We start from the raw sequence: 18,427 nt of genomic DNA, 5'->3' as shown, positions 1-18,427 counted from the left end.
CGTGCAATTTAATTTGTAGCGAGATGTTTGGGGCGGCCCGCAGGCCGCTCCAACTCAGCGGCCGGTAAAACGCGCAGGGCGGCGTTCGACGAACGAGCGCACGCCTTCCGCAGCATCCTCGCTGTTCGCGAGCTGCTGCTGCACCGGGATGAAATCCTCGACCGCGGAAAGCGGCCCCTTCTCGATCGCCTTCATCACGTTGAGGCGCGTCGCGACGACGGCGAGCGGGGCTTGCGCCGCGATGCGTTGCGCGATGCGCAGGGCCTCGTCGAGCTCCTGGCCGGCAGGGACGACCCGCTGCACGAAGTTCAGGCGAAACGCCTCGGCGCTGTCGAACTCATCGGCAGTGAGCAGATGCAGCATCGCATTGCCAAGTCCCGCGCGTTCGGCCATGCGCAGCGTCGCGCCGCCCGTGGCCATGATCCCGCGCTGCACTTCCATCTGCGAGAAGCGGCAGTTGTCCGCCGCGACCACGATGTCCGCGCCGAGCATCAGCTCGATGCCCACGGTGAAGCAGATGCCCTTGACCGCCACCACCATCGGCTTGGTGCGCCGGCGATAGCCCGGCAGGCCGAAGTCGTGCGGCTCGACGAGCCCTTGCGGCACGGCCTTCTCGCCGCGCTTCATGAACTCGGCGACTGCCGGAAGGTCCAGTCCTGCCGTGAAGTGATCACCGAAGGCATGCAGCACGCCCACGCGCAGCGAAGGATCGTCATCGAGCCGCGTGTACGCCTCGGCCAACTGGCGGAACATCGGCGGTGTCCAGCCGTTGCGCTTGGCAGGGCGGTTGATGCCGATCAGCAGCACATGGTCGAGCACCTGCGTATCGATACAGCCTTCGGGTGGCGGCGTGGTGGGCGTGGCGGTCATTCAGCTTGTCTCCTTCTTCTTCTGTCCTGGCCTCAGTACGTGTACACGCCTCGGCCGGTCTTGCGACCGAGTTGGCCTGCAGCGACCATTTCCTTGAGGAGGGGGCAAGGACGGTACTTGGAGTCACCGAACTGCTCCAGGTACACCTCCATCACCGCCAGGCACACATCGAGGCCGATCATGTCGGCCAGCGCCAGCGGGCCGATCGGCTGGTTGCAGCCGAGCTTCATGCCCGCGTCGATGTCTTCCGCTGTGGCAAGCCCTTCTGCCAGCACGAAGAAGGCCTCGTTGATCATCGGCACGAGGATGCGGTTGACCACGAAGCCCGGCGCGTTCTTCACCGTGATCGGCGACTTGCCGAGGCGTTCGGACAGCGCCTTCACCGTATCGTGCGTCGCATCACTGGTGAGGTAGCCGCGGATGATCTCCACCAGCGCCATCATCGGCACCGGGTTGAAGAAGTGCATGCCGATGAAGCGGTCCGGACGCGAGGTCGCCGCGGCGAGCTGCGTGATCGAGATCGACGAGGTGTTCGACGCGACGATCACCTCGGGCGGCAGCATGGCGTCCAACTGCTTGAGGATCTTGAGCTTGAGCTCGTAGTTCTCGGTGGCGGCCTCGATCACGAGCTGCGCGCTCTTGAGGTCGTCGTAGCTGGTCGAGCCCTTGATAAGGGCCAGCGCCGCTTCCTTCTGGGCGGCGGTGAGCTTGTCCTTCTTGATCAGCCGGTCGAGGCTGCCCGCCACGGTGGCGATGCCCTTGTCCACGGCGGCCTGTGCGATGTCGACCATGACGACGTTGACACCGGCAACCGCGCATGCCTGCGCGATGCCGTTGCCCATCGTTCCTGCGCCAATGATGCCGACGGTCTGAATGGTCATGGGATTGCTTTCCTAGAGATGAAAAATGAAGGGGCGCCAAGCCCACTGTGCCGGCGCCGCATGCAGCGATTGTGAAACAGCCTTGGCAGGCACCCGTTGCCGCGTGTGACAGGCCCGGGTGATTTACAGTGCCGCGTTCACCCTGCAAGCGACGGAACCGCACCATGACCACCCTTGGAACGCCCCTTTCCCCCTCTGCCACCCGCGTGATGCTTCTCGGCTCCGGCGAGCTCGGCAAGGAAGTCCTTATTGCCCTCCAGCGCCTCGGCGTGGAAACCATCGCGGTCGACCGCTACGAAAACGCGCCCGGCCAGCAGGTGGCGCACCATGCCCGCACCATCACCATGAGCGATCCGGAGCAGCTCAAGGCGCTGATCGAGGCCGAGAAACCCCAACTCGTCGTGCCCGAGATCGAGGCGATCGCCACGCCGATGCTCCAGCAGCTGGAAGAAGCCGGCGTGGTGCGCGTGATCCCCACCGCCCGCGCGGCGCGCCTCACGATGGATCGCGAAGGCATCCGCCGTCTCGCCGCCGAAACGCTCGGCGTGCCGACCAGCCCTTACAAGTTCTGCGATTCGCTGGCCGAGCTGCAAGCGGCCATCGACGGCGCGAATGGGGAAGCAATAGGCTACCCGTGCATCGTCAAGCCCGTGATGAGCAGCTCCGGCAAGGGCCAGAGCAAGATCGACGGCCCCGCGGACGTGCAAAAGGCCTGGGACTACGCCATGGCCGGCGGCCGCGTGAGCCACGGCCGGGTGATCGTCGAGGGCTTCATCGACTTCGACTACGAGATCACGCTGCTCACCGTGCGCGCGCTCGACGCCAGCGGCGCGGTGCAGACGCACTTCTGCGACCCGATCGGCCATGTGCAGGTCAGCGGCGACTACGTCGAAAGCTGGCAGCCGCACCCGATGTCGCCGGTGGCGCTCCAGAAGGCGCAGGGCATCGCACGCGCGGTCACGTCCGACCTCGGCGGGCAGGGGCTCTTCGGCGTGGAATTGTTCGTGAAGGGCGAGCAGGTCTGGTTCAGCGAAGTCAGCCCGCGTCCGCACGACACCGGCATGGTGACCATGGCGACGCAGTGGCAGAACGAGTTCGAGCTGCACGCCCGCGCGATCCTCGGCCTGCCGGTCGACACCAGCCTCAAGAGCCCGGGCGCAAGCGCCGTGGTCTATGGCGGTGTGGATGCCAAGGGCATCGCCTTCGACGGCGTCGCGCATGCGCTGGCGGTGCCGGGCGTCGACGTGCGGCTCTTCGGCAAGCCTGAAAGCTTCGTCAAGCGCCGCATGGGCGTGGCGCTCGCGCATGCCGCCGATGTCGACACCGCGCGCCGAAACGCCAAGGAAGCGGCGTCGCGCGTCAAGCCGCGCCAAGCCTGATCTGATTCGACAACAACGGAGACCTCCTCATGCTGCATCCCCAAGCCAAGGCCTTCATCGACCTGCTGATCGAGAAAGGCGTGCCGCCCACGCACACGCTGCCATACACCGACGCGCGCAGGTTCTACCGCGAGCGGCGGGCTCTTGCGCAGCCAGAGCCGGGCGAAGTGGCATTGGTGCAGGATCTGAGCGCCGAGGGGCTGCACGGGGCGATTCCGCTGCGCTACTACCGGCCACTGGGTTCGGATGCATCGGCGGTGCTGCCGGTGCTCGTCTACTACCACGGCGGCGGCTGGACCATCGGCGACCTCGACACGCACGACACCCTCTGCCGGGAGCTGTGCAATCTCTCCGGATGCGCGGTGGTCGCGGTGGACTACCGCATGGGGCCGGAGCATCGCTTTCCTGCGGCGGTGGACGACGTGCTCGCCGCCACCCGCTGGGTGCGCCAGCAGGCGGCCTCGCTCAAGGTCGATGCCAACCGTCTCGCGGTCGGTGGCGACAGTGCAGGCGGCAACCTCGCTGCTGTGGTCTCGATCGCCGCGCGCGAAGCGGGCAACCTGCCGATCGCTTTCCAGCTGCTGATCTACCCGGCCACCGACATGCGGCGCGGCCACCCTTCGCACACCACCAACGGGCAGGGCTATGTGCTGACCAGCGACAGCATCACCTACTTCCACGACCACTACATCGACGATGCGAAGCACGATCTCGACTGGCGCGCTTCCCCGCTGCTGCACGAAAACCTCAAGGGCCTGCCGCCGGCACTGGTGATCACCGCCGGCTACGACCCGCTGCGCGACGAAGGCCTGGACTACGCACGCGCGCTCACCGAAGCCGGCAACCGCGCGAGTTACGTCTGCTTCGAGCGCCAGATCCACGGCTTCATCACCATGGGCCGCATCCTTGACGAAGCCAACGTGGCAGTGGGACTTTGCGCGGCTGAACTGCGCCGGGCGCTGAAGCCCTGAGGGGTGGCCTGAGTCGCCTTTGCGACAGCAAAGTGGCCGCTTAAGGGAAAGTCCCCGCGTCGCCATCGGGTGCTGAAAGTCCGCCCGCCGCTACGATCCTCCGCGCGGAGGGCGACATCTTGGTCAGTACCCAATCGACGCTTGCGCCGCGCGGCAACCGCCGCGGCGAGCGCCTCATGTGGATCACGACGGAGCGCGTGTTCTACGCCGGCCTGCTTGGTGATGCGGCGGAGCGCACCATGGGCGGGCATGGCGTCTACGTCTCGCCGACTGGCGCGCCGCTCTCCATTCGCATCGGAGGCGGTGCCTGGCAAAGCGGCGAACTGCTGGTGGTGCCGCCGCAGGTGCCGCACCAGGTCAAGACCGAGCACCGGCTGGTGCTCAACCTGCTCATCGAAGCCGACTCTGTAGATCCTTCGCGCCTGCCGCACTTCATGCAGCACTGCGGCCCGGTCGATGCGCCGGCCTTCGTGCGGTGCGTCCGCGAGGCCTATGCGCGGCTGCTCGATGCCTCGGGCAGCGGCAGCTTCGAGGGCTTCGAGTTCGACTCGCTCTTCTTCGACGAGCCGCTGGCGCCACGCGCCATTGACGCGCGCATCCGCGCGGTGGTCGACCGTATCAACGCCGATCCGGCCGCGCAGACTTCGGCTGAGGAGTGCGCCGCCGCGGTCAAGCTCTCGTTTTCGCGATTCCTCCATTTGTTCAAGCAGGAAACCGGCGTGACCTTTCGCGCCTTCCGTGCATGGAAGCGCGCGCGCAGCCTGTTGCGCTATGTGCGCCAGAGCGCGTCGTTGACGGACATCGCGCTCGACACCGGCTACCCCGATTCGACTCACTTCAGCCATTCGATCCGGCAGGTCTACGGCCTCCGGCCCAGCGACATCCTCGCCGGGTCGAGAAGGCTGGCGCTGATTCAGTAAGGCGCGGCGGCCGCGGCCGTCGAATGCGGGACAACCCTCTGCGCGGCGTGGCGGACCCGCCGCTATAAACCGCGAAACCCGGACGAGACCCTTGCAACTACTCCAGCTTTTGCTTTCAGGCGTCGCTCAAGGCTGCATCTACGGCCTGATCGCTCTGGGCTTCGTGCTGATCTACAAGGCCACCGAGACTGTGAGCTTCGCGCAGGGCGAACTCATGATGCTCGGCGCTTTCGCTGCCTTCGCGGGCATGTCGCTGTTCGGGCTGCCGTTCTGGCTCGCGGCGCTGCTGGCCATTGGCGCGATGGTGGCCTTCGGCGTGCTGCTGGAGCTTGTCGTGATCCGGCCCATCCTCGGCCAGCCGCAGTTTTCCATCGTCATGCTGACCATCGGCATCGGCTACGTGGCGCGCGGGCTCATCACGATGATCCCGGCCATCGGCACCGAGACGCACACGCTGGCCGTGCCCTACAAGGATGAGATCTGGAAGCTCGGCGAGTTGGTGCTCAACGTCGAGCAGATGGTGATCATCTTCGCGACCGCGGTGCTCTGCGCGCTGCTGTTCGCGATGTTCCGCTACAGCAAGCTCGGCATCGCGATGCAGGCGTCGTCGCAGAACCAGCTCGCGGCCTACTACATGGGCATTCCCGTGAAGCGGCTCAACGGGCTGGTGTGGGGTTTGGCTGCAGCGGTTGCCGCGATCGCAGGCATGCTGCTCGCACCGATCACCTTCGTGCACGCCAACATGGGCTTCATTGGCCTCAAGGCCTTCCCGGCAGCGGTGGTCGGTGGTTTCGGAAGCCTCCCGGGCGCGATCGTCGGCGGGCTGATCATCGGCATCGTCGAATCGCTCGCGGGGTTCTATCTGCCCGACGGCTTCAAGGACACCGCGCCGTACATCGTGGTGCTGATCATGCTGATGGTCAAACCCAACGGCCTGTTCGGCGAAAAACTGCGCAAGAAAGTCTGAGGGCGAACCGGAATGCGCTTCATCTTCAAGACCAGCTACGCGCAGGACATCAACCTCGCCAAGCACGGCGGGCATGTGTTCTGGTACAGCCTGCTCGGGGCGGCGCTGATCGTTGCGCCTTGGACGTTGCCCGAATACTGGCTTGCGCAGCTCACGTTCGTGCTGATCTACGGCATCGTGGGGTTGGGGCTGATGCTGCTCGCGGGGTTCACCGGGCAGTTCTCGATCGGGCATGCGGCCTTCCTCGGTACGGGGGCTTACACGCAGGCGGTGCTGACGAACATGGGCGTGCCGTTCCCGCTCGCACTGGTTGCGGCGGCGGCGCTGTCGGCCGCAGTCGGCGTGGTGGTCGGTTTGCCGGCGCTGCGCGTGAAGGGTATCTACCTCGGCATTGCCACGCTAGCCTTCGGCTTCATCGTGGAAGAGGTGTTCGCGCGTTGGGAGTCAATCACCGGCGGCAATTCGGGGCTGCATGTGAAGTCGCCCAGTCTGCTGGGCATCGAACTGGGTTCGAGCGAAAACTTCTACCTCGTGTGCCTGATCGTCGCGGTGCTGTGCACGCTCGCGATCCTGAACCTGCTGCGTTCACCGACCGGCCGTGCCTTCGTCGCGATCCGCGATTCGGAGATTTCGGCGCAGAGCATGGGCATCCATCTGGCGCGCTACAAGACGCTGTCGTTTGCGATCTCGGCCGCGCTCGCGGGCCTGGGTGGTGCGCTGTATGCGCACAAGCTGAGCTTCATATCGCCGGATCAGTTCAACATCCTCCAATCGATCGACCTGCTTCTGCTGGTGGTGATTGGCGGGCTCGGGTCGGTGCACGGCGCGTTCCTCGGCGCGATCTTCCTGATCGCGATGCCGCAGTTGATTTCGCTGGGCAAGGACTGGCTGCCGCCGGTGATCGGGCAGGCGCCGGGGCTGCAGGGGCTGGTGTATGGCCTTGTGCTGATTGCGTTCGTGCTGTTCGAGCCGCTCGGGCTCTACGGGCGGTGGCTCAAGGTTCGCACCTGGCTGCAGCTCTTCCCGTTCTACCGCCGAGGTTTGTTCAAGCGGCAGAAGTCCTTCACCAAGTCGGATCGCCTGAGATGAGCCAGGCGGACATTCTTCTTTCGGCGAAGGACCTGAGCGTGCGCTTCGGCGGCGTGCTCGCGGTGAACAAGGTGAGCTTCGACGTGCGGCGTGGCGAGGTGTTCACGCTGATCGGGCCGAATGGCGCGGGCAAGACGACGGTGTTCAACCTGATCAGCCGCATCTACACGCCGACCACCGGCGAGATCGTGTGGCATGGCGAGGGCTCACCATTGCCGCTCACGCAGCGGGCACCGCACGAGATCGCGGCGCTGGGGATTGCGCGTACGTTTCAGAACATCGAACTCTTCGAGCATGCGACGGTGTTGCACAACCTGCTGATCGGTCGGCATACGCATCGCAAGACAGGCTTCTGGAGCGAGGTGTTCTTCACGAAGGCCACCCGGCGTGCGGAGATCGAGGCGCGCGAGGTGGCGGAGCGGGTGATCGATCTTCTGGATCTGCAGCACCATCGCGATTCGATGGTGGCGGGGTTGCCCTATGGCGTCCGCAAGGTGGTCGAGCTCGCACGCGCGTTGTGCACCGAGCCGAAACTGCTGTTGCTCGATGAGCCGTCTTCGGGGCTCAACGTCGAAGAGACGGCGGACATGGCGTTCTGGATTCAGGACATCCAGCATGAACTCGGTATCTCGGTGCTGATGGTGGAGCACGACATGTCGCTCGTGTCCAAAGTGTCGGATCGGGTGCTGGCAATGAATATGGGGGAGGCGCTGTCTACAGGAACGCCTCGTGAGGTTCAGTCGGATCCTCGGGTTGTCGAGGCCTATCTGGGGACTGTCGATGATGTGAGCAACTTGCGGAGGGTGGCTTGATGGGGGGCTTCTTTGTTTCCCATGGGGGCACGCCCGGCACGCGGTGCCCGCCCGGCGACCCCACCGCGCCGGCCCTTCGGGCTCCCTTCCGGTGCTCGCTTCAGGCGGGGGCCGCGCAAACTCGCTTCGCTCAAACATGCGCAGCCCTTTTTCCGCCTGAAGCTGCGCTCCTCAGCGGCACAGAGGGGTCGCCGGGCGGGCACCGCATGCCGGGCTCAGGGATGAGGATGGGGCCTTGCACGCCCTGTCGATGCCGCCTCGAACGAACGACGAGGACGATGCAATGACAGACGTAGTCCTCCAACTTCTCAACGTGGAGAGCGCCTACGGTCCCATCAAGGCCATCCGAGGCGTCAGCCTGAAAGTGCGCCAGGGAGAGATCGCCACAGTTCTGGGCTCCAACGGCGCGGGCAAGACGACGATCCTCAAGACCATCTCCGGAATCATCGATCCCAGAAAGGGAAGCATCGAATTCAGGGGTCAGAACATCACTGCGAAAGACCCGGCGTTCATCGTCCAGCAGGGCCTGAGCCATGTTCCCGAAGGCCGGGAAGTATTTCCGCTGCTCTCGGTGCGCGACAACCTCCTGATGGGCGCCTACACCCGAAAGGACAGGGACGGCGTCGCGCGCGACATCGAGACGGTCTACAGCTACTTCCCCATCCTCCAGGAGCGCGCCACGCAGGATGCCGGTTTGCTCTCCGGCGGCCAGCAACAGATGCTCGCCATCTCGCGCGCCATCATGGCTGCGCCGCAACTCATCCTGCTCGACGAGCCCAGCCTGGGGCTGTCTCCCAAGCTCACCAAGGAAATCTTCGAGATCGTCGTGCGCATCAACCGCGAGCGCGGCACCACGATCCTGCTGGTTGAACAGAACGCCAACATGGCCCTCAACGCCTCCGACTACGGCTACGTCCTCGAGAACGGTCGGATCGTCATGGAAGACACCTGTGAGCGGCTCCGCGAGAAAGAGGACATCAAGGAGTTCTACCTCGGCCTCAAGGATGACGGCGTGCGCGGTGAACGCCGGTGGAAGAAAAAGAAGACCTGGAGATAAGGCATGAGCACACGGGCCGCCACATCACCCGGGCTCTGGGACATGAGCCACATCCAGCCGCGACGGGACATCGTGGTGCCGGGCGAAACCATTCCTGCGATGTTCTGGAATGCCGCCCGCATGCGCGCCGACAAAGTGTGGATGCGCCAGAAAGAACTCGGTATCTGGAAAAGCTGGACCTGGCGCCAGACCGGCGAAGCCGTCGCGGAAGTGGCAGGCGGGCTCATGGCCATCGGCTTCGCGGCCGGTGAGTGTGCTTCGATCCTCTCGAACACTGTCATCGAATGGGTCCTCGCCGATCTTGCGGTGCTCAGTTGCGGCGGGGTCGCCAACGGCATCTATCCGACCGATGCCGCGTCGCAGGTGCACTACCTCTGCGAAGACTCCCGCACCACGGTGCTCTTCGTCGAGGACGACGAACAGCTCGACAAGGCACTCGAAGTCCGCGCCGGGCTGCCGCGCCTGCGCAAGATCGTCGTCTTCGACATGGAAGGCCTGCGCGAGCTCGACGACCCGGCAGTGATGAGTCTTGACGACCTCCGCGCGCTCGGCCGCGAATACAACAAGGCTCACCCCGACGCGCTGGAGCAGCGCGTCGCCGCGTGCCGGCCTGACGATCTTGCGATCCTCGTCTACACCTCCGGCACCACCGGCAAGCCCAAGGGCGCGATGCACAGCCACCGTGGCCTTGTGTACACCGCGCGCGGCTACAACACCCTCGTCGCGCAGGACGAGCGCGACGAGCGCATGTGCTTCCTGCCGCTGTGCCACATCGCCGAACGCATGGGCGGGGAGTACTTCGCGCTGTATGCGGGATCGATCCTCAACTTCGTCGAGAACCCCGAGACCGTGCCCGAGAACGTGCGCGAGATCGCGCCGACCGTCTTCACCGCGGTGCCGCGCGTGTGGGAGAAGTTCTACTCCGGCGTGATGATCGCGCTCAAGGAAGCCAGCGCGCTCCAGCAGGCGGCGTATCGCTGGAGCATCGGGGTCGGCACCACGATCGCCGATCGTGTACTTGCAGGCCAGCCGGTGGGCGGCATGTTGAAGTTCAAGTTCCGCATCGCGCGTTGGCTTGCGCTCGACAACGTGCGCAAGATGATCGGCATCCACCGTTCGCGCTTCCTCGTCACCGGCGCTGCGCCGATCTCGCCTGACCTCGTGCGTTGGTATCTCGCGCTCGGCGTGCCCATGCTGGAGGTGTGGGGCATGACGGAATCCTGCGGCGCCGCGACTGGAGTACCTGCGACGCGCATCAAGCCTGGCGCGATCGGCCCGGCTGCCGAATACAACGAAGTCCGCATCGACCCTGCCACCAGCGAAATCCTGGTGCGCGGCCCGAACGTCTTCATGGGCTACCTCAACCTGCCCGAGAAGACCGCCGAGACCATCGATGCCCACGGCTGGCTGCACACGGGCGATGTCGGCAGCGTCGATCAGGACGGGTATTTCCGCATTACCGACCGCATGAAGGACATCATCATCACGGCAGGCGGCAAGAACATCACACCCAGCGAGCTGGAAAACGAACTCAAGTTCAGCCCCTACATCACCGATGCGGTCGTCATCGGCGATGCCAAGCCCTACCTCACTGTGATCGTCATGATCGACCAGGAGAACGTCGAGAAATTCGCGCAGGACCACGACGTGCCGTTCAGCAACTACCAGAGCCTCACGCGCTCGCGCGAAGTTCAGGACTTGATCCAGTCCGAGATCGATCGCGTCAATGCCAAGTTCGCACGAGTGGAGCAGATCAAGAAGTTCTTCCTGCTCGAAACCCAGCTCAGCGCCGAGGACGAAGAACTCACGCCCACGATGAAGCTCAAGCGCAAGCTGGTGCAGACCAAGTACGCCGATCGCATCGAGGCGATGTACGCATAGCCCTTGTTTTTTAGCCAACTCAGGAGACAGCGGTATGAAGATCAAGACCCTCATCCCCATTGCCGCGGCCACCGGCCTTGCGATGGTTTCCGGCGCAGCCTTCGCGCAGCAGCAGGGCGTGAGCAAGGACGAGATCCGGATCGGCACGATCCAGGATCTCTCGGGCCCGCTCGCGGGCTTCGGAAAGCAGGCGCGCAACGGCATGCAGCTCGCGGTGGATGAGCTCAACGAGCAGGGCAGCGTGCAGGGCCGCAAGCTCAAGCTCTACGTCGAGGATTCCGGCTACGACCCCAAGAAGGCGGTGCTCGCCGCGCAGAAGCTGGTCAACCAGGACAAGATCTTCATCATGGCCGGCCACATCGGCACCGCGCAGAACATGGCGGCCATGCCGGTGCAGTTCGAGAAGAACGTGATCAACTTCTTCCCGATCACCGCCGCGCGCGAGATGTACGACCCCTTCCACAAGCTGAAGTACTCCTTCGCGGCGACCTACTACGACCAGATCCGCCTGGCGTTGCCCAAGATGATCAAGGACAAGGGCGCGAAGAAGGTCTGCACGATCTACCAGGACGACGAATTCGGGCTCGAAGTGCAACGCGGTGCCGAAGCCGGTCTCAAGGCGGCGGGCATGGAGCTCACCGAGAAGACTTCGTACAAGCGCGGCGCCACCGACTTCTCTTCGCAGGTCGCCAAGATGAAGGCCGCCGGCTGCGATCTCGTGGTGCTCGGCACGATCATCCGCGAGACCATCGGCACGGTGGGCGAGGCGCGCAAGACCGGCTTCAATCCGATCTTCCTCGGATCGAGCGCGGCCTACACCGATCTCATCCACAAGCTCGGCGGCAAGCCCATGGACGGCATCTACGCCACCATGACCGTGCAGAACCCCTACACCGACGAGCAGGCGCAGAACATCCGCTTCTGGGCCAACAAGTACAAGACCAAGTTCAACGAAGACCCGACCGTGTTCTCGGTGTACGGCTATTCGATCATCCAGGACTTCATCCAGGCCGCGAACAAGGCGGGCCCCAACCTGACCACCGACAGCTTCATCAAGGCCATGGACAGCAGCACCTTCGAGCCCGACATGTTCGGCAGCCCGAAGATGACCTTCAGTGCGACCAAGCGCCTTGGCAACGACCAGTCGCGCCTGTCGCAGATCGTGGACGGCAAATGGAAGGTGGTGTCGGACTACGTGGCGCCGTGATGCGTCCCGCTGTGCGGCTGTCACGGCCGCACACCTGAATCCCGCGCGGTGGCCCGCGGTCGTCGCGGGGCTTCTCTTCGGCCACTTCGATCCGCACCTCGATCGGACCGGGCTCCCGGAAGGCTTCGATGCCGGCATCGATCCGGCCGAGCACCTGGATCGCGCCGCTGATCGTCTGCCCGTCGTGGCCGTGGAAGATGGTGAGATCCGGCCCCGGCGACCAGCAGATCATGTCGCCGACCTCATAGTTCTGCGTGCTCGTTCCGTTGCCCGAGATCGGCTTGGGCAGCGCGCCGAATTTCTCGCGCCGGAACATGTCGTGCATCGTGATCGTCATCGGGAGCATCGCGACGAATTCGCGCGCCGTGTCGTTGTCGGCCAGCGTGGCCGCGATCACCTTGCCATTCAATACCAGATGAACCTTCATGGTGAACCTCGTCAGGAATCGGAAATGCGCAGCCGGCCGTCGCCTGCGCGGCGACGGCCGGCTTGCGGGATGTTTCAGTTGTTGGGGCGGGCGCCGAGCTGAAGCTCGCGCAGGCGCTTCACGTCGCGCGCCGGCGGCAGCCCGAAGAAGCGGCTGTACTCGCGGTTGAACTGCGACTGGCTCTCGTAGCCCACGCGATGCCCTGCGGTCGCGGCATCGACGTGCTCGCTGATCATGATCCGCCGCGACTCCTGCAGCCGGAGCTGCTTCTGGAACTGCAGCGGGCTCATCGCGGTCACCGCCTTGAAATGCTGGTGCAGCGACGACACGCTCATGTGCACCGAATCGGCGATGTCCTCGACGCGCAGCGGCTCCTGGTAGCGCTGCGACAGCAGGCTGATCGCCTGCGCAATGCGCTGGGAGTGGCTGTCCACCAGCGCCATCTGCGCCAGCCGCCAGCCGTCGGGCGACCTGAGCAGGCGATAGAGGATCTCGCGCGTGATCAGCGGTGCGAGTGCCGATACGTCCTCGGGCGTGTCGAGCAGCTTGACCAGCCGCAGCAGCGGATCGAGCAAGGTCGTCGAGAGCTCGCCGGTGAAGATGCCGCGCTCCGACGCGCGCCGCTGCACCTGCTCGCCGAGCTTGAGTTCCAGCCCGAGCGCCGCGATGTCCTTCGGGTCGAAGCTCAGTCGCAGGCCGAGGTAAGGCGCTTCGGGCGATGCGTCGATCACCTGGCCCGACACCGGCAGGTTTTGCGACACGACGAGGTACTGACTGCTGTCGTAGACATAGACCTCGTCGCCCAGCAGCACCCGCTTGCTGCCTTGCGCCAGCACGCAGAAGGCCGGTTCGTGCATGGCGCGCACCGGCTTCTGCATCTGCGTCGCGCGGGCCAGGGCGAGGCGCGGGATCGCCGTCGCGTGCGATCCGTCGGTCGGGGCCTTGCGGTCGATCATCGCGGCGAGCTCGGCCCGCATCACCGTGGCCTGCAAGGGGCCGGAGGGGCGATCGCTGCGCAGTACGTTGGGGGTGGAAGTGAGCATGGGTGGAAGCTTAGGCATCTGGCCGCCACTTGTCTGCGGCTACGCGCGATGACCGGACGATCGTGCAAAGATCTTCAACGATTCTGCAAGCCGCCCGTCCGTGGCAGGATGAGCGCCGGCTTTCACTCCACGGGATTTTCATGGGCGACCTTCAGCAGCGCGTTGCAGCCAGCTTTTCCGCGCAAGGGATGATGACCACGATCGGTGCGCGTCTCGCGCTGGTCAGCGATGGGGAGGTTCATATCGAGCTGCCGTTCTCCAGCATCCTGTCGCAACAGAACGGATTCCTGCATGCTGGCGCGACCACGAGCATCGTCGACAGCGCTTGCGGCTACGCGGCCTTGACCAAGGCACCCCCGGGGTTCGACGTCGTGACGGCGGAATTCAAGCTCAACCTCATGCGGCCCGCGGTGGGTCAGCACTTTCTGGCGATCGGGCGTGTGGTCAATGCGGGCAAGTTCCTCACCGTGTGTACGGGCGAGGTGAGGGCGTTTGCCGATGCCGGCGAGGCGTTCAAGGTCGTCGCGCTGATGCAGGCGACCATCGCCAACGTGAAGCCCAACTAGAGACCCCATGCGTCGCTTCGCCCGTCTCCTGGCGGCTCTTGCGCTGGCGGTCCTGATCACCGGCTGCTCGCTGCCGCCGCTCGAAGGGCGCAGCGAGTCGCGTGCATTGCCGGCGGCAGAAGCGCGCCACACGACACTGGGGCAGGCGGTCGACACGGCCGCGGAGCGGCATCCCGGCCTGACTGGCATTCATACGCTGCTGGACGCGCACGAAGCATTCGCCGCCCGCGTACAACTGGCACAGCATGCCGAGCGCACGCTGGACGTGCAGTACTACATATGGCGCAACGACACGACGGGCCATCTGCTGCTGGAGGCACTGCGCGCCGCCGCCGATCGTGGCGTGCGAGTGCGTCTGCTGCTGGACGACCTCGGTGTCGCGGGCCTGGATGAAGAGCTGGCCGCGCTCGATGCCCACCCCAACATCGAGGTGCGCCTCTTCAACCCGTTCGTGCTCCGGCCCTTCAAACCGTTGGGCTTCGTGACCGATTTCTCCCGCGCCAACCGGCGCATGCACAACAAGAGCTTCACCGCGGACAACGCCATCACGATCCTCGGTGGGCGCAATGTGGGCGACGAATATTTCGGCGCCACTGACGGCGTGCTCTTCGCCGATCTGGACGTGCTGGCGACTGGGCCGGTGGTCGACCAGATATCGAACTCGTTCGATGCCTACTGGGCCAGCGCATCTTCGTATCCGATCGCATCGATGGTGAAGGCGCCCTCCGCGGAGACCGTGGCCGCGATCGCCGCGCGCGAAGCGCTGATCGACCGCTCCGAACAGGCAGCGATCTACAAGAAGGCGGTGCGCGAACTGCCTTCCTACGGCGCGCTGATCCGGGGTGATCTGCTGCTGATCTGGGCGCCCGCGCATCTGCTGGTGGACGACCCATCCAAGGGCCTCGCACTGGCCGAGCCCGAGCAACTGCTGCTGCATCACATGAACGAGGCCGTCGGCATGCCGGTGCGCGCGTTGGACCTCGTCTCCCCGTACTTCGTGCCGACCGACGCCGGCACGGACTATTTCGTGGGTCTGGCCCGCCATGGCGTGCGCGTGCGCATCCTCACCAACTCACTGGCCGCCACCGATGTGCTGCCGGTGCATTCGGGCTACGCGCGCCATCGACAGCGGCTGCTGGATGCAGGCGTCGTCCTGTACGAACTGAAGCCCGACCCCGCGCAGCCCACCGCCAGGAGCGTCCGAAAGGAAGAAGGGAGCTCCTGGATGCCGGGCGGTTCGGGCAGCGGTGGCAGCTCAGGCTCCAGCCTGCACGCCAAGACCTTCGGCGTGGACAAGGAGCGCATCTTCGTCGGCTCCTTCAATTTCGATCCGCGCTCGGCACGGCTGAATACCGAGCTCGGGATCATCATCGACAGCCCCCAGTTGGCCGTCGCCATGGCCGAGATCTTCGAGAAGCGCGTGCCGTTGAGTAGCTGGGAGGTGCAGCTGAATCCGCGCAACGGCGCGCTGCAATGGTTCGACGCAGGGGCCACGCCGAGCCAGACGCTGTCGGTCGAGCCCGGAACGACATGGTGGGAGCGCACCGCCGTGCGGCTGCTCGACGCCCTGCCTATCGATTGGTTGCTGTAGGGCGGATCGCCCGATCAGCGCAGGACCAGCACCGGTATGTGCGAGTGCGTGAGCACCTGCAGGGTTTCGCTGCCCATCAGCATCCGCTTGAGGCCCTTGCGACCGTTCGAGGCCATGACGATCACGTCGCACTGCTGGTCGCGCGCGGTTTCGATGATGGCGTCCGAGACGGTCTCGGATTGAACGACGAGGGCCAGCGTCTTCTTCACGCCCTTGGCATCGGCGGCGGCCTTGACCTGATCGACCGTGCGCTGCGCCTCGGCGTTGATCTGCTCGATCAGCCCGGCGACATCCACCTGCGGGAGGACGACCGAGCCTTCGAAGTAGCTGTTGGGGTCGCGGCGCACGACTCTCACGACGACCAGCTCCGCCTGCATCGAGAGGGCCAGATCGATCGCGCTTTTGACCGCCAGGTCCGAGAGCTCGGAGGCATCGGTGGCAACGAGGATGCGGTTGTACATCGACATGGTGTGCTGCTCCATAGGCTGGAAAAGGCCAGCCGCGGAGGCAGCCTAGCGCACACTCGGGCGGCGGGCAAGGCGCATGAAGAGCGGGCTCAGAGGCGTACCGGCATGCGTACTTCGCGCGTTCCGGTGACGCGCGCCCGCAGCTGCCCGCAGCCGCCGTCGACGTCCTGCCCTGCCGAGTAGCGCAGCTTCGTCAGGATGCGCCGATCGAGCAGCGTGCGGGCGATCTGCTTGCAGCGCTCGAATGACGGACGGCTGAAGCCCGTGCCATCGACCGTGTTGAAGGGAATCATGTTCAGCACGCAGTACTTGCCGGAGAGCAGCCGCACGATGCCTTCGATCTCGTCATCGCCGTCGTTGATACCTTCGAGCAGCGTCCACTGGTACTGGATGGGGTAGCCGGTGGCGCGTGCGTAGCGCTCGCATTCATCCGCCAGCTCCTCGGGCGTCAGGTTGGGTGCGCGCGGCAGGAGCTTCCGGCGCAGATCGGCCTTGGTCGTGTGCAGCGACAGCGCGAGCGCCGGCTTCACCCGGCCCTGCTGGAGCCGCTCGAAGGCGCGCGGGTCGCCCACCGTGGAGAACACCAGGTTCTTGTGCCCGATGTCGCCTGCGGTGCCGAGGAGGTCGATCGCCTCGATCACGTTGTCGAGGTTGTGCGCCGGCTCGCCCATGCCCATGAAGACGACCTTGCGCACCGGCCGGCGCTGGCGCGCGAGTGCGACCTGGGCCACGATCTCGGCGCTGCCGAGCTGTCGCAGAAGGCCGCTCTGCCCGGTCATGCAGAACTGGCAGCCGACCGCGCAACCGACTTGCGACGACACGCAGAGGCCCTCGCGTGGCAACAGCACGCTTTCGACCGTCTGGCCGTCCGCCAGCGCGACGAGCAGGCGCTCCGAACCGTCCGCACCCGGATGCACCGAGTGAATTCGCGCCAGCGCCGCCAGATCCGCCTCGATGCCGGGCAGTGCCGCGAGCAGCGACGACGGAAAGAAGCTCTCGGGCAGCCGGCGGCCGCTGTTGCGCGGCAGCGCATGGGACCACAGCCGCAGCACCCGGTGCTCGTGGAGTGGGCCCGCGCCGGCTTCGTGGAGCCGGCGCTTGAGTTCGTTGATTCGCATGAGGGCCGATATTGTGCCTAGCGAGTGTTACTGGATCACCTTGTCCGCCCGGCTCAGCACCGACCTTGGAATCGCGTAGCCAAGCCGGTTGGCGGTCTTCAGGTTGATGAGCAGCTCGAACTTCGTCGGCTGCTCGATCGGCAGGTCGGCCGGCTTTGCGCCCTTGAGGATGCGCACCACGTAGCGCGCGCCGTCCTTGCCCTCGTTGCCGTAGCCGGGGCCATAGGCCATCAGGCAGCCGTTCTCGGCGTAGTCGCCGCGTGCGCAGATCGAGGGCAGGTTGTTCTCGATCGCCAGTTCCGCGATCAGCTTCTGGTTGGAATTGGCGACCGGGTTCAGCGTGACCCACACCGCATGGGCGCGCGCCTTGACGGCTTCCTTGAACGCGGCCGCGTAGCTCTCCGCGCTGCTCGCTTCCATCGAATACAGCTCCAGCCCCAGTTGCCGCGCCGGCTGCTGGCTGGCTTCCCACTGGGGAATGGAGCCCGGCGCCTTCGGATCCCACAGCACGGCGACGCGCACCATCTTCGGATTCGTCTCCTTCAGGATCTCCAGCCGCTTGCCGGTGAGGATCGCCGCCACGTTGGTGACACCGGTCGCGTTGCCGCCCGGCCGCGCGAGACTTTCGGCCAGGCCGGTGGTGATGGGATCGGTCACGCCCATGAACACGATCGGCACGGTGGAGGTGGACTTCTTCGCCGCCTGCGCCGCGTTGGTCGTCACGGCCACGAGCACGTCGATCTTCATCGCAACCAGATCGGCGGCGTGGTTCGGGAGTCGTCCGAGATCCTCGCTTTCGTGGCGATAGTCGATTTGCAGGTTCTGTCCTTCGACATAGCCGAGATCGCGCATGCCCTGCCGGAAGGCCTCCAGCCGCGGCGCATCGGCGGTTGCGGAGACGGCCGCCAGATAGCCGATGCGCACCGCCTTCTTCGGTGGCTGCTGCGCCGGGGCAAGGGACGCGGCCGCCAGCAGCGCGGTGCAGAACAGAAACCGCGGGGACTTGCTGCGCATTGGCGTCTCCTGGTTGCCGGCGGGCCTCGGAAGCCGATTTTGCGCCGCTTCGGTCGCTTTGCCTGTGTCACTTCCGCGCTGGCGAATCGGCCATCCCTCAGCCGTCCCTCGGCCGTCCCTCGGCCAATAGGTGTAGCGGCGCGCACTTCCCTCGGCGCGGGCGGCGA

General features: G+C 65.4%; 18 protein-coding genes. 11 read left to right on the top strand and 7 right to left on the bottom strand.

Features of this window, described 5'->3' with window-relative positions; translation table 11 throughout:
• Window positions 1-54: 54 nt before the first annotated feature.
• Both FHW64_RS21490 and FHW64_RS21485 read right to left on the bottom strand, forming a co-directional pair.
• A complete protein-coding gene (locus FHW64_RS21490; RefSeq protein WP_184529969.1) occupies window positions 55-870 on the bottom strand; it encodes a crotonase/enoyl-CoA hydratase family protein in 816 nt (271 codons plus the stop codon).
• A 32-nt stretch (window positions 871-902) separates the two neighbouring features.
• The gene (locus tag FHW64_RS21485) at window positions 903-1,751 is read right to left on the bottom strand and encodes a 3-hydroxybutyryl-CoA dehydrogenase (protein WP_184529967.1); all 849 of its coding nucleotides are present in this window, start codon (window positions 1,749-1,751) and stop codon (window positions 903-905) included.
• Window positions 1,752-1,915: 164 nt separating this feature from the next.
• Here FHW64_RS21485 and purT point away from each other — a divergent pair, with 164 nt between their 5' ends.
• The 9 genes from purT to FHW64_RS21440 all read left to right on the top strand — a co-directional run bounded on the left by purT (window position 1,916) and on the right by FHW64_RS21440 (window position 12,034).
• The gene (gene purT / locus FHW64_RS21480; protein ID WP_184529965.1) at window positions 1,916-3,130 is read left to right on the top strand and encodes a formate-dependent phosphoribosylglycinamide formyltransferase; all 1,215 of its coding nucleotides are present in this window, start codon (window positions 1,916-1,918) and stop codon (window positions 3,128-3,130) included.
• A 29-nt stretch (window positions 3,131-3,159) separates the two neighbouring features.
• Window positions 3,160-4,101 (top strand): alpha/beta hydrolase, encoded by a 942-nt coding sequence (locus tag FHW64_RS21475; RefSeq protein ID WP_184529963.1) that lies wholly within the window; start codon window positions 3,160-3,162, stop codon window positions 4,099-4,101.
• A gap of 176 nt (window positions 4,102-4,277) precedes the next feature.
• Entirely contained in the window at window positions 4,278-5,021 is a 744-nt protein-coding gene (locus FHW64_RS21470; protein WP_184530462.1) for an AraC family transcriptional regulator, read from the top strand.
• A 91-nt stretch (window positions 5,022-5,112) separates the two neighbouring features.
• The gene (locus tag FHW64_RS21465; protein WP_184529962.1) at window positions 5,113-5,988 is read left to right on the top strand and encodes a branched-chain amino acid ABC transporter permease; all 876 of its coding nucleotides are present in this window, start codon (window positions 5,113-5,115) and stop codon (window positions 5,986-5,988) included.
• A gap of 12 nt (window positions 5,989-6,000) precedes the next feature.
• Window positions 6,001-7,077 (top strand): branched-chain amino acid ABC transporter permease, encoded by a 1,077-nt coding sequence (locus FHW64_RS21460; protein ID WP_184529960.1) that lies wholly within the window; start codon window positions 6,001-6,003, stop codon window positions 7,075-7,077.
• Complete coding sequence (locus FHW64_RS21455) at window positions 7,074-7,889, top strand: ABC transporter ATP-binding protein (protein WP_184529958.1); 816 nt, start codon at window positions 7,074-7,076, stop codon at window positions 7,887-7,889. Before FHW64_RS21460 ends, FHW64_RS21455 begins: the two co-directional genes overlap by 4 nt.
• A 283-nt stretch (window positions 7,890-8,172) precedes the next feature.
• Window positions 8,173-8,946, top strand: a complete 774-nt coding sequence (locus FHW64_RS21450) for an ABC transporter ATP-binding protein (RefSeq protein WP_184529956.1) — start codon at window positions 8,173-8,175, stop codon at window positions 8,944-8,946.
• A 3-nt stretch (window positions 8,947-8,949) separates the two neighbouring features.
• Complete coding sequence (locus tag FHW64_RS21445) at window positions 8,950-10,827, top strand: long-chain fatty acid--CoA ligase (protein ID WP_184529954.1); 1,878 nt, start codon at window positions 8,950-8,952, stop codon at window positions 10,825-10,827.
• A gap of 34 nt (window positions 10,828-10,861) precedes the next feature.
• Window positions 10,862-12,034, top strand: coding sequence for an ABC transporter substrate-binding protein (locus FHW64_RS21440; protein ID WP_184529952.1), 1,173 nt, complete (start codon window positions 10,862-10,864; stop codon window positions 12,032-12,034).
• Here FHW64_RS21440 and FHW64_RS21435 read toward each other — a convergent pair.
• Window positions 11,940-12,461: a cyclophilin-like fold protein gene (locus FHW64_RS21435; RefSeq protein ID WP_184529950.1), complete on the bottom strand. Its 522-nt coding sequence runs from the start codon at window positions 12,459-12,461 to the stop codon at window positions 11,940-11,942. The genes FHW64_RS21440 and FHW64_RS21435 overlap by 95 nt on opposite strands.
• A 74-nt stretch (window positions 12,462-12,535) precedes the next feature.
• The gene (locus FHW64_RS21430; RefSeq protein WP_184529948.1) at window positions 12,536-13,504 is read right to left on the bottom strand and encodes an AraC family transcriptional regulator; all 969 of its coding nucleotides are present in this window, start codon (window positions 13,502-13,504) and stop codon (window positions 12,536-12,538) included.
• A gap of 140 nt (window positions 13,505-13,644) precedes the next feature.
• Here FHW64_RS21430 and FHW64_RS21425 point away from each other — a divergent pair, with 140 nt between their 5' ends.
• Window positions 13,645-14,070, top strand: a complete 426-nt coding sequence (locus FHW64_RS21425) for a PaaI family thioesterase (RefSeq protein ID WP_184529946.1) — start codon at window positions 13,645-13,647, stop codon at window positions 14,068-14,070.
• 7 nt (window positions 14,071-14,077) lie between these two features.
• The gene (locus FHW64_RS21420) at window positions 14,078-15,661 is read left to right on the top strand and encodes a phospholipase D family protein (RefSeq protein ID WP_184529944.1); all 1,584 of its coding nucleotides are present in this window, start codon (window positions 14,078-14,080) and stop codon (window positions 15,659-15,661) included.
• A 14-nt stretch (window positions 15,662-15,675) separates the two neighbouring features.
• Here the strand turns inward: FHW64_RS21420 and FHW64_RS21415 are convergent, their stop codons facing one another.
• The 3 genes from FHW64_RS21415 to FHW64_RS21405 form a co-directional block, all read right to left on the bottom strand.
• On the bottom strand, window positions 15,676-16,122 hold the full coding sequence (locus FHW64_RS21415) for a universal stress protein (protein WP_184530460.1): 447 nt from the start codon (window positions 16,120-16,122) through the stop codon (window positions 15,676-15,678).
• Window positions 16,123-16,217: 95 nt separating this feature from the next.
• Window positions 16,218-17,246, bottom strand: coding sequence for an RNA methyltransferase (locus FHW64_RS21410; RefSeq protein ID WP_184529942.1), 1,029 nt, complete (start codon window positions 17,244-17,246; stop codon window positions 16,218-16,220).
• Between the two features lie 27 nt (window positions 17,247-17,273).
• Window positions 17,274-18,260, bottom strand: coding sequence for an ABC transporter substrate-binding protein (locus FHW64_RS21405; RefSeq protein WP_184529939.1), 987 nt, complete (start codon window positions 18,258-18,260; stop codon window positions 17,274-17,276).
• Window positions 18,261-18,427: the final 167 nt, after the last annotated feature.

The organism is Variovorax sp. Sphag1AA (assembly GCF_014192575.1).
GTDB lineage: Bacteria > Pseudomonadota > Gammaproteobacteria > Burkholderiales > Burkholderiaceae_C > Variovorax.
Note: the sequence above shows the minus strand (reverse complement) of the source record. Positions and strands in the feature narration are given on the sequence as shown.

Coding starts and splice junctions, on each gene's coding strand:
- FHW64_RS21490 (WP_184529969.1), bottom strand. CDS start 870: ATGACCGCCACGCCCACCACGCCGCCACCCGAAGGCTGTATCGATACG.
- FHW64_RS21485 (WP_184529967.1), bottom strand. CDS start 1,751: ATGACCATTCAGACCGTCGGCATCATTGGCGCAGGAACGATGGGCAAC.
- purT (WP_184529965.1), top strand. CDS start 1,916: ATGACCACCCTTGGAACGCCCCTTTCCCCCTCTGCCACCCGCGTGATG.
- FHW64_RS21475 (WP_184529963.1), top strand. CDS start 3,160: ATGCTGCATCCCCAAGCCAAGGCCTTCATCGACCTGCTGATCGAGAAA.
- FHW64_RS21470 (WP_184530462.1), top strand. CDS start 4,278: ATGTGGATCACGACGGAGCGCGTGTTCTACGCCGGCCTGCTTGGTGAT.
- FHW64_RS21460 (WP_184529960.1), top strand. CDS start 6,001: ATGCGCTTCATCTTCAAGACCAGCTACGCGCAGGACATCAACCTCGCC.
- FHW64_RS21455 (WP_184529958.1), top strand. CDS start 7,074: ATGAGCCAGGCGGACATTCTTCTTTCGGCGAAGGACCTGAGCGTGCGC.
- FHW64_RS21450 (WP_184529956.1), top strand. CDS start 8,173: ATGACAGACGTAGTCCTCCAACTTCTCAACGTGGAGAGCGCCTACGGT.
- FHW64_RS21445 (WP_184529954.1), top strand. CDS start 8,950: ATGAGCACACGGGCCGCCACATCACCCGGGCTCTGGGACATGAGCCAC.
- FHW64_RS21440 (WP_184529952.1), top strand. CDS start 10,862: ATGAAGATCAAGACCCTCATCCCCATTGCCGCGGCCACCGGCCTTGCG.
- FHW64_RS21435 (WP_184529950.1), bottom strand. CDS start 12,461: ATGAAGGTTCATCTGGTATTGAATGGCAAGGTGATCGCGGCCACGCTG.
- FHW64_RS21430 (WP_184529948.1), bottom strand. CDS start 13,504: ATGCTCACTTCCACCCCCAACGTACTGCGCAGCGATCGCCCCTCCGGC.
- FHW64_RS21425 (WP_184529946.1), top strand. CDS start 13,645: ATGGGCGACCTTCAGCAGCGCGTTGCAGCCAGCTTTTCCGCGCAAGGG.
- FHW64_RS21420 (WP_184529944.1), top strand. CDS start 14,078: ATGCGTCGCTTCGCCCGTCTCCTGGCGGCTCTTGCGCTGGCGGTCCTG.
- FHW64_RS21415 (WP_184530460.1), bottom strand. CDS start 16,122: ATGTACAACCGCATCCTCGTTGCCACCGATGCCTCCGAGCTCTCGGAC.
- FHW64_RS21410 (WP_184529942.1), bottom strand. CDS start 17,246: ATGCGAATCAACGAACTCAAGCGCCGGCTCCACGAAGCCGGCGCGGGC.
- FHW64_RS21405 (WP_184529939.1), bottom strand. CDS start 18,260: ATGCGCAGCAAGTCCCCGCGGTTTCTGTTCTGCACCGCGCTGCTGGCG.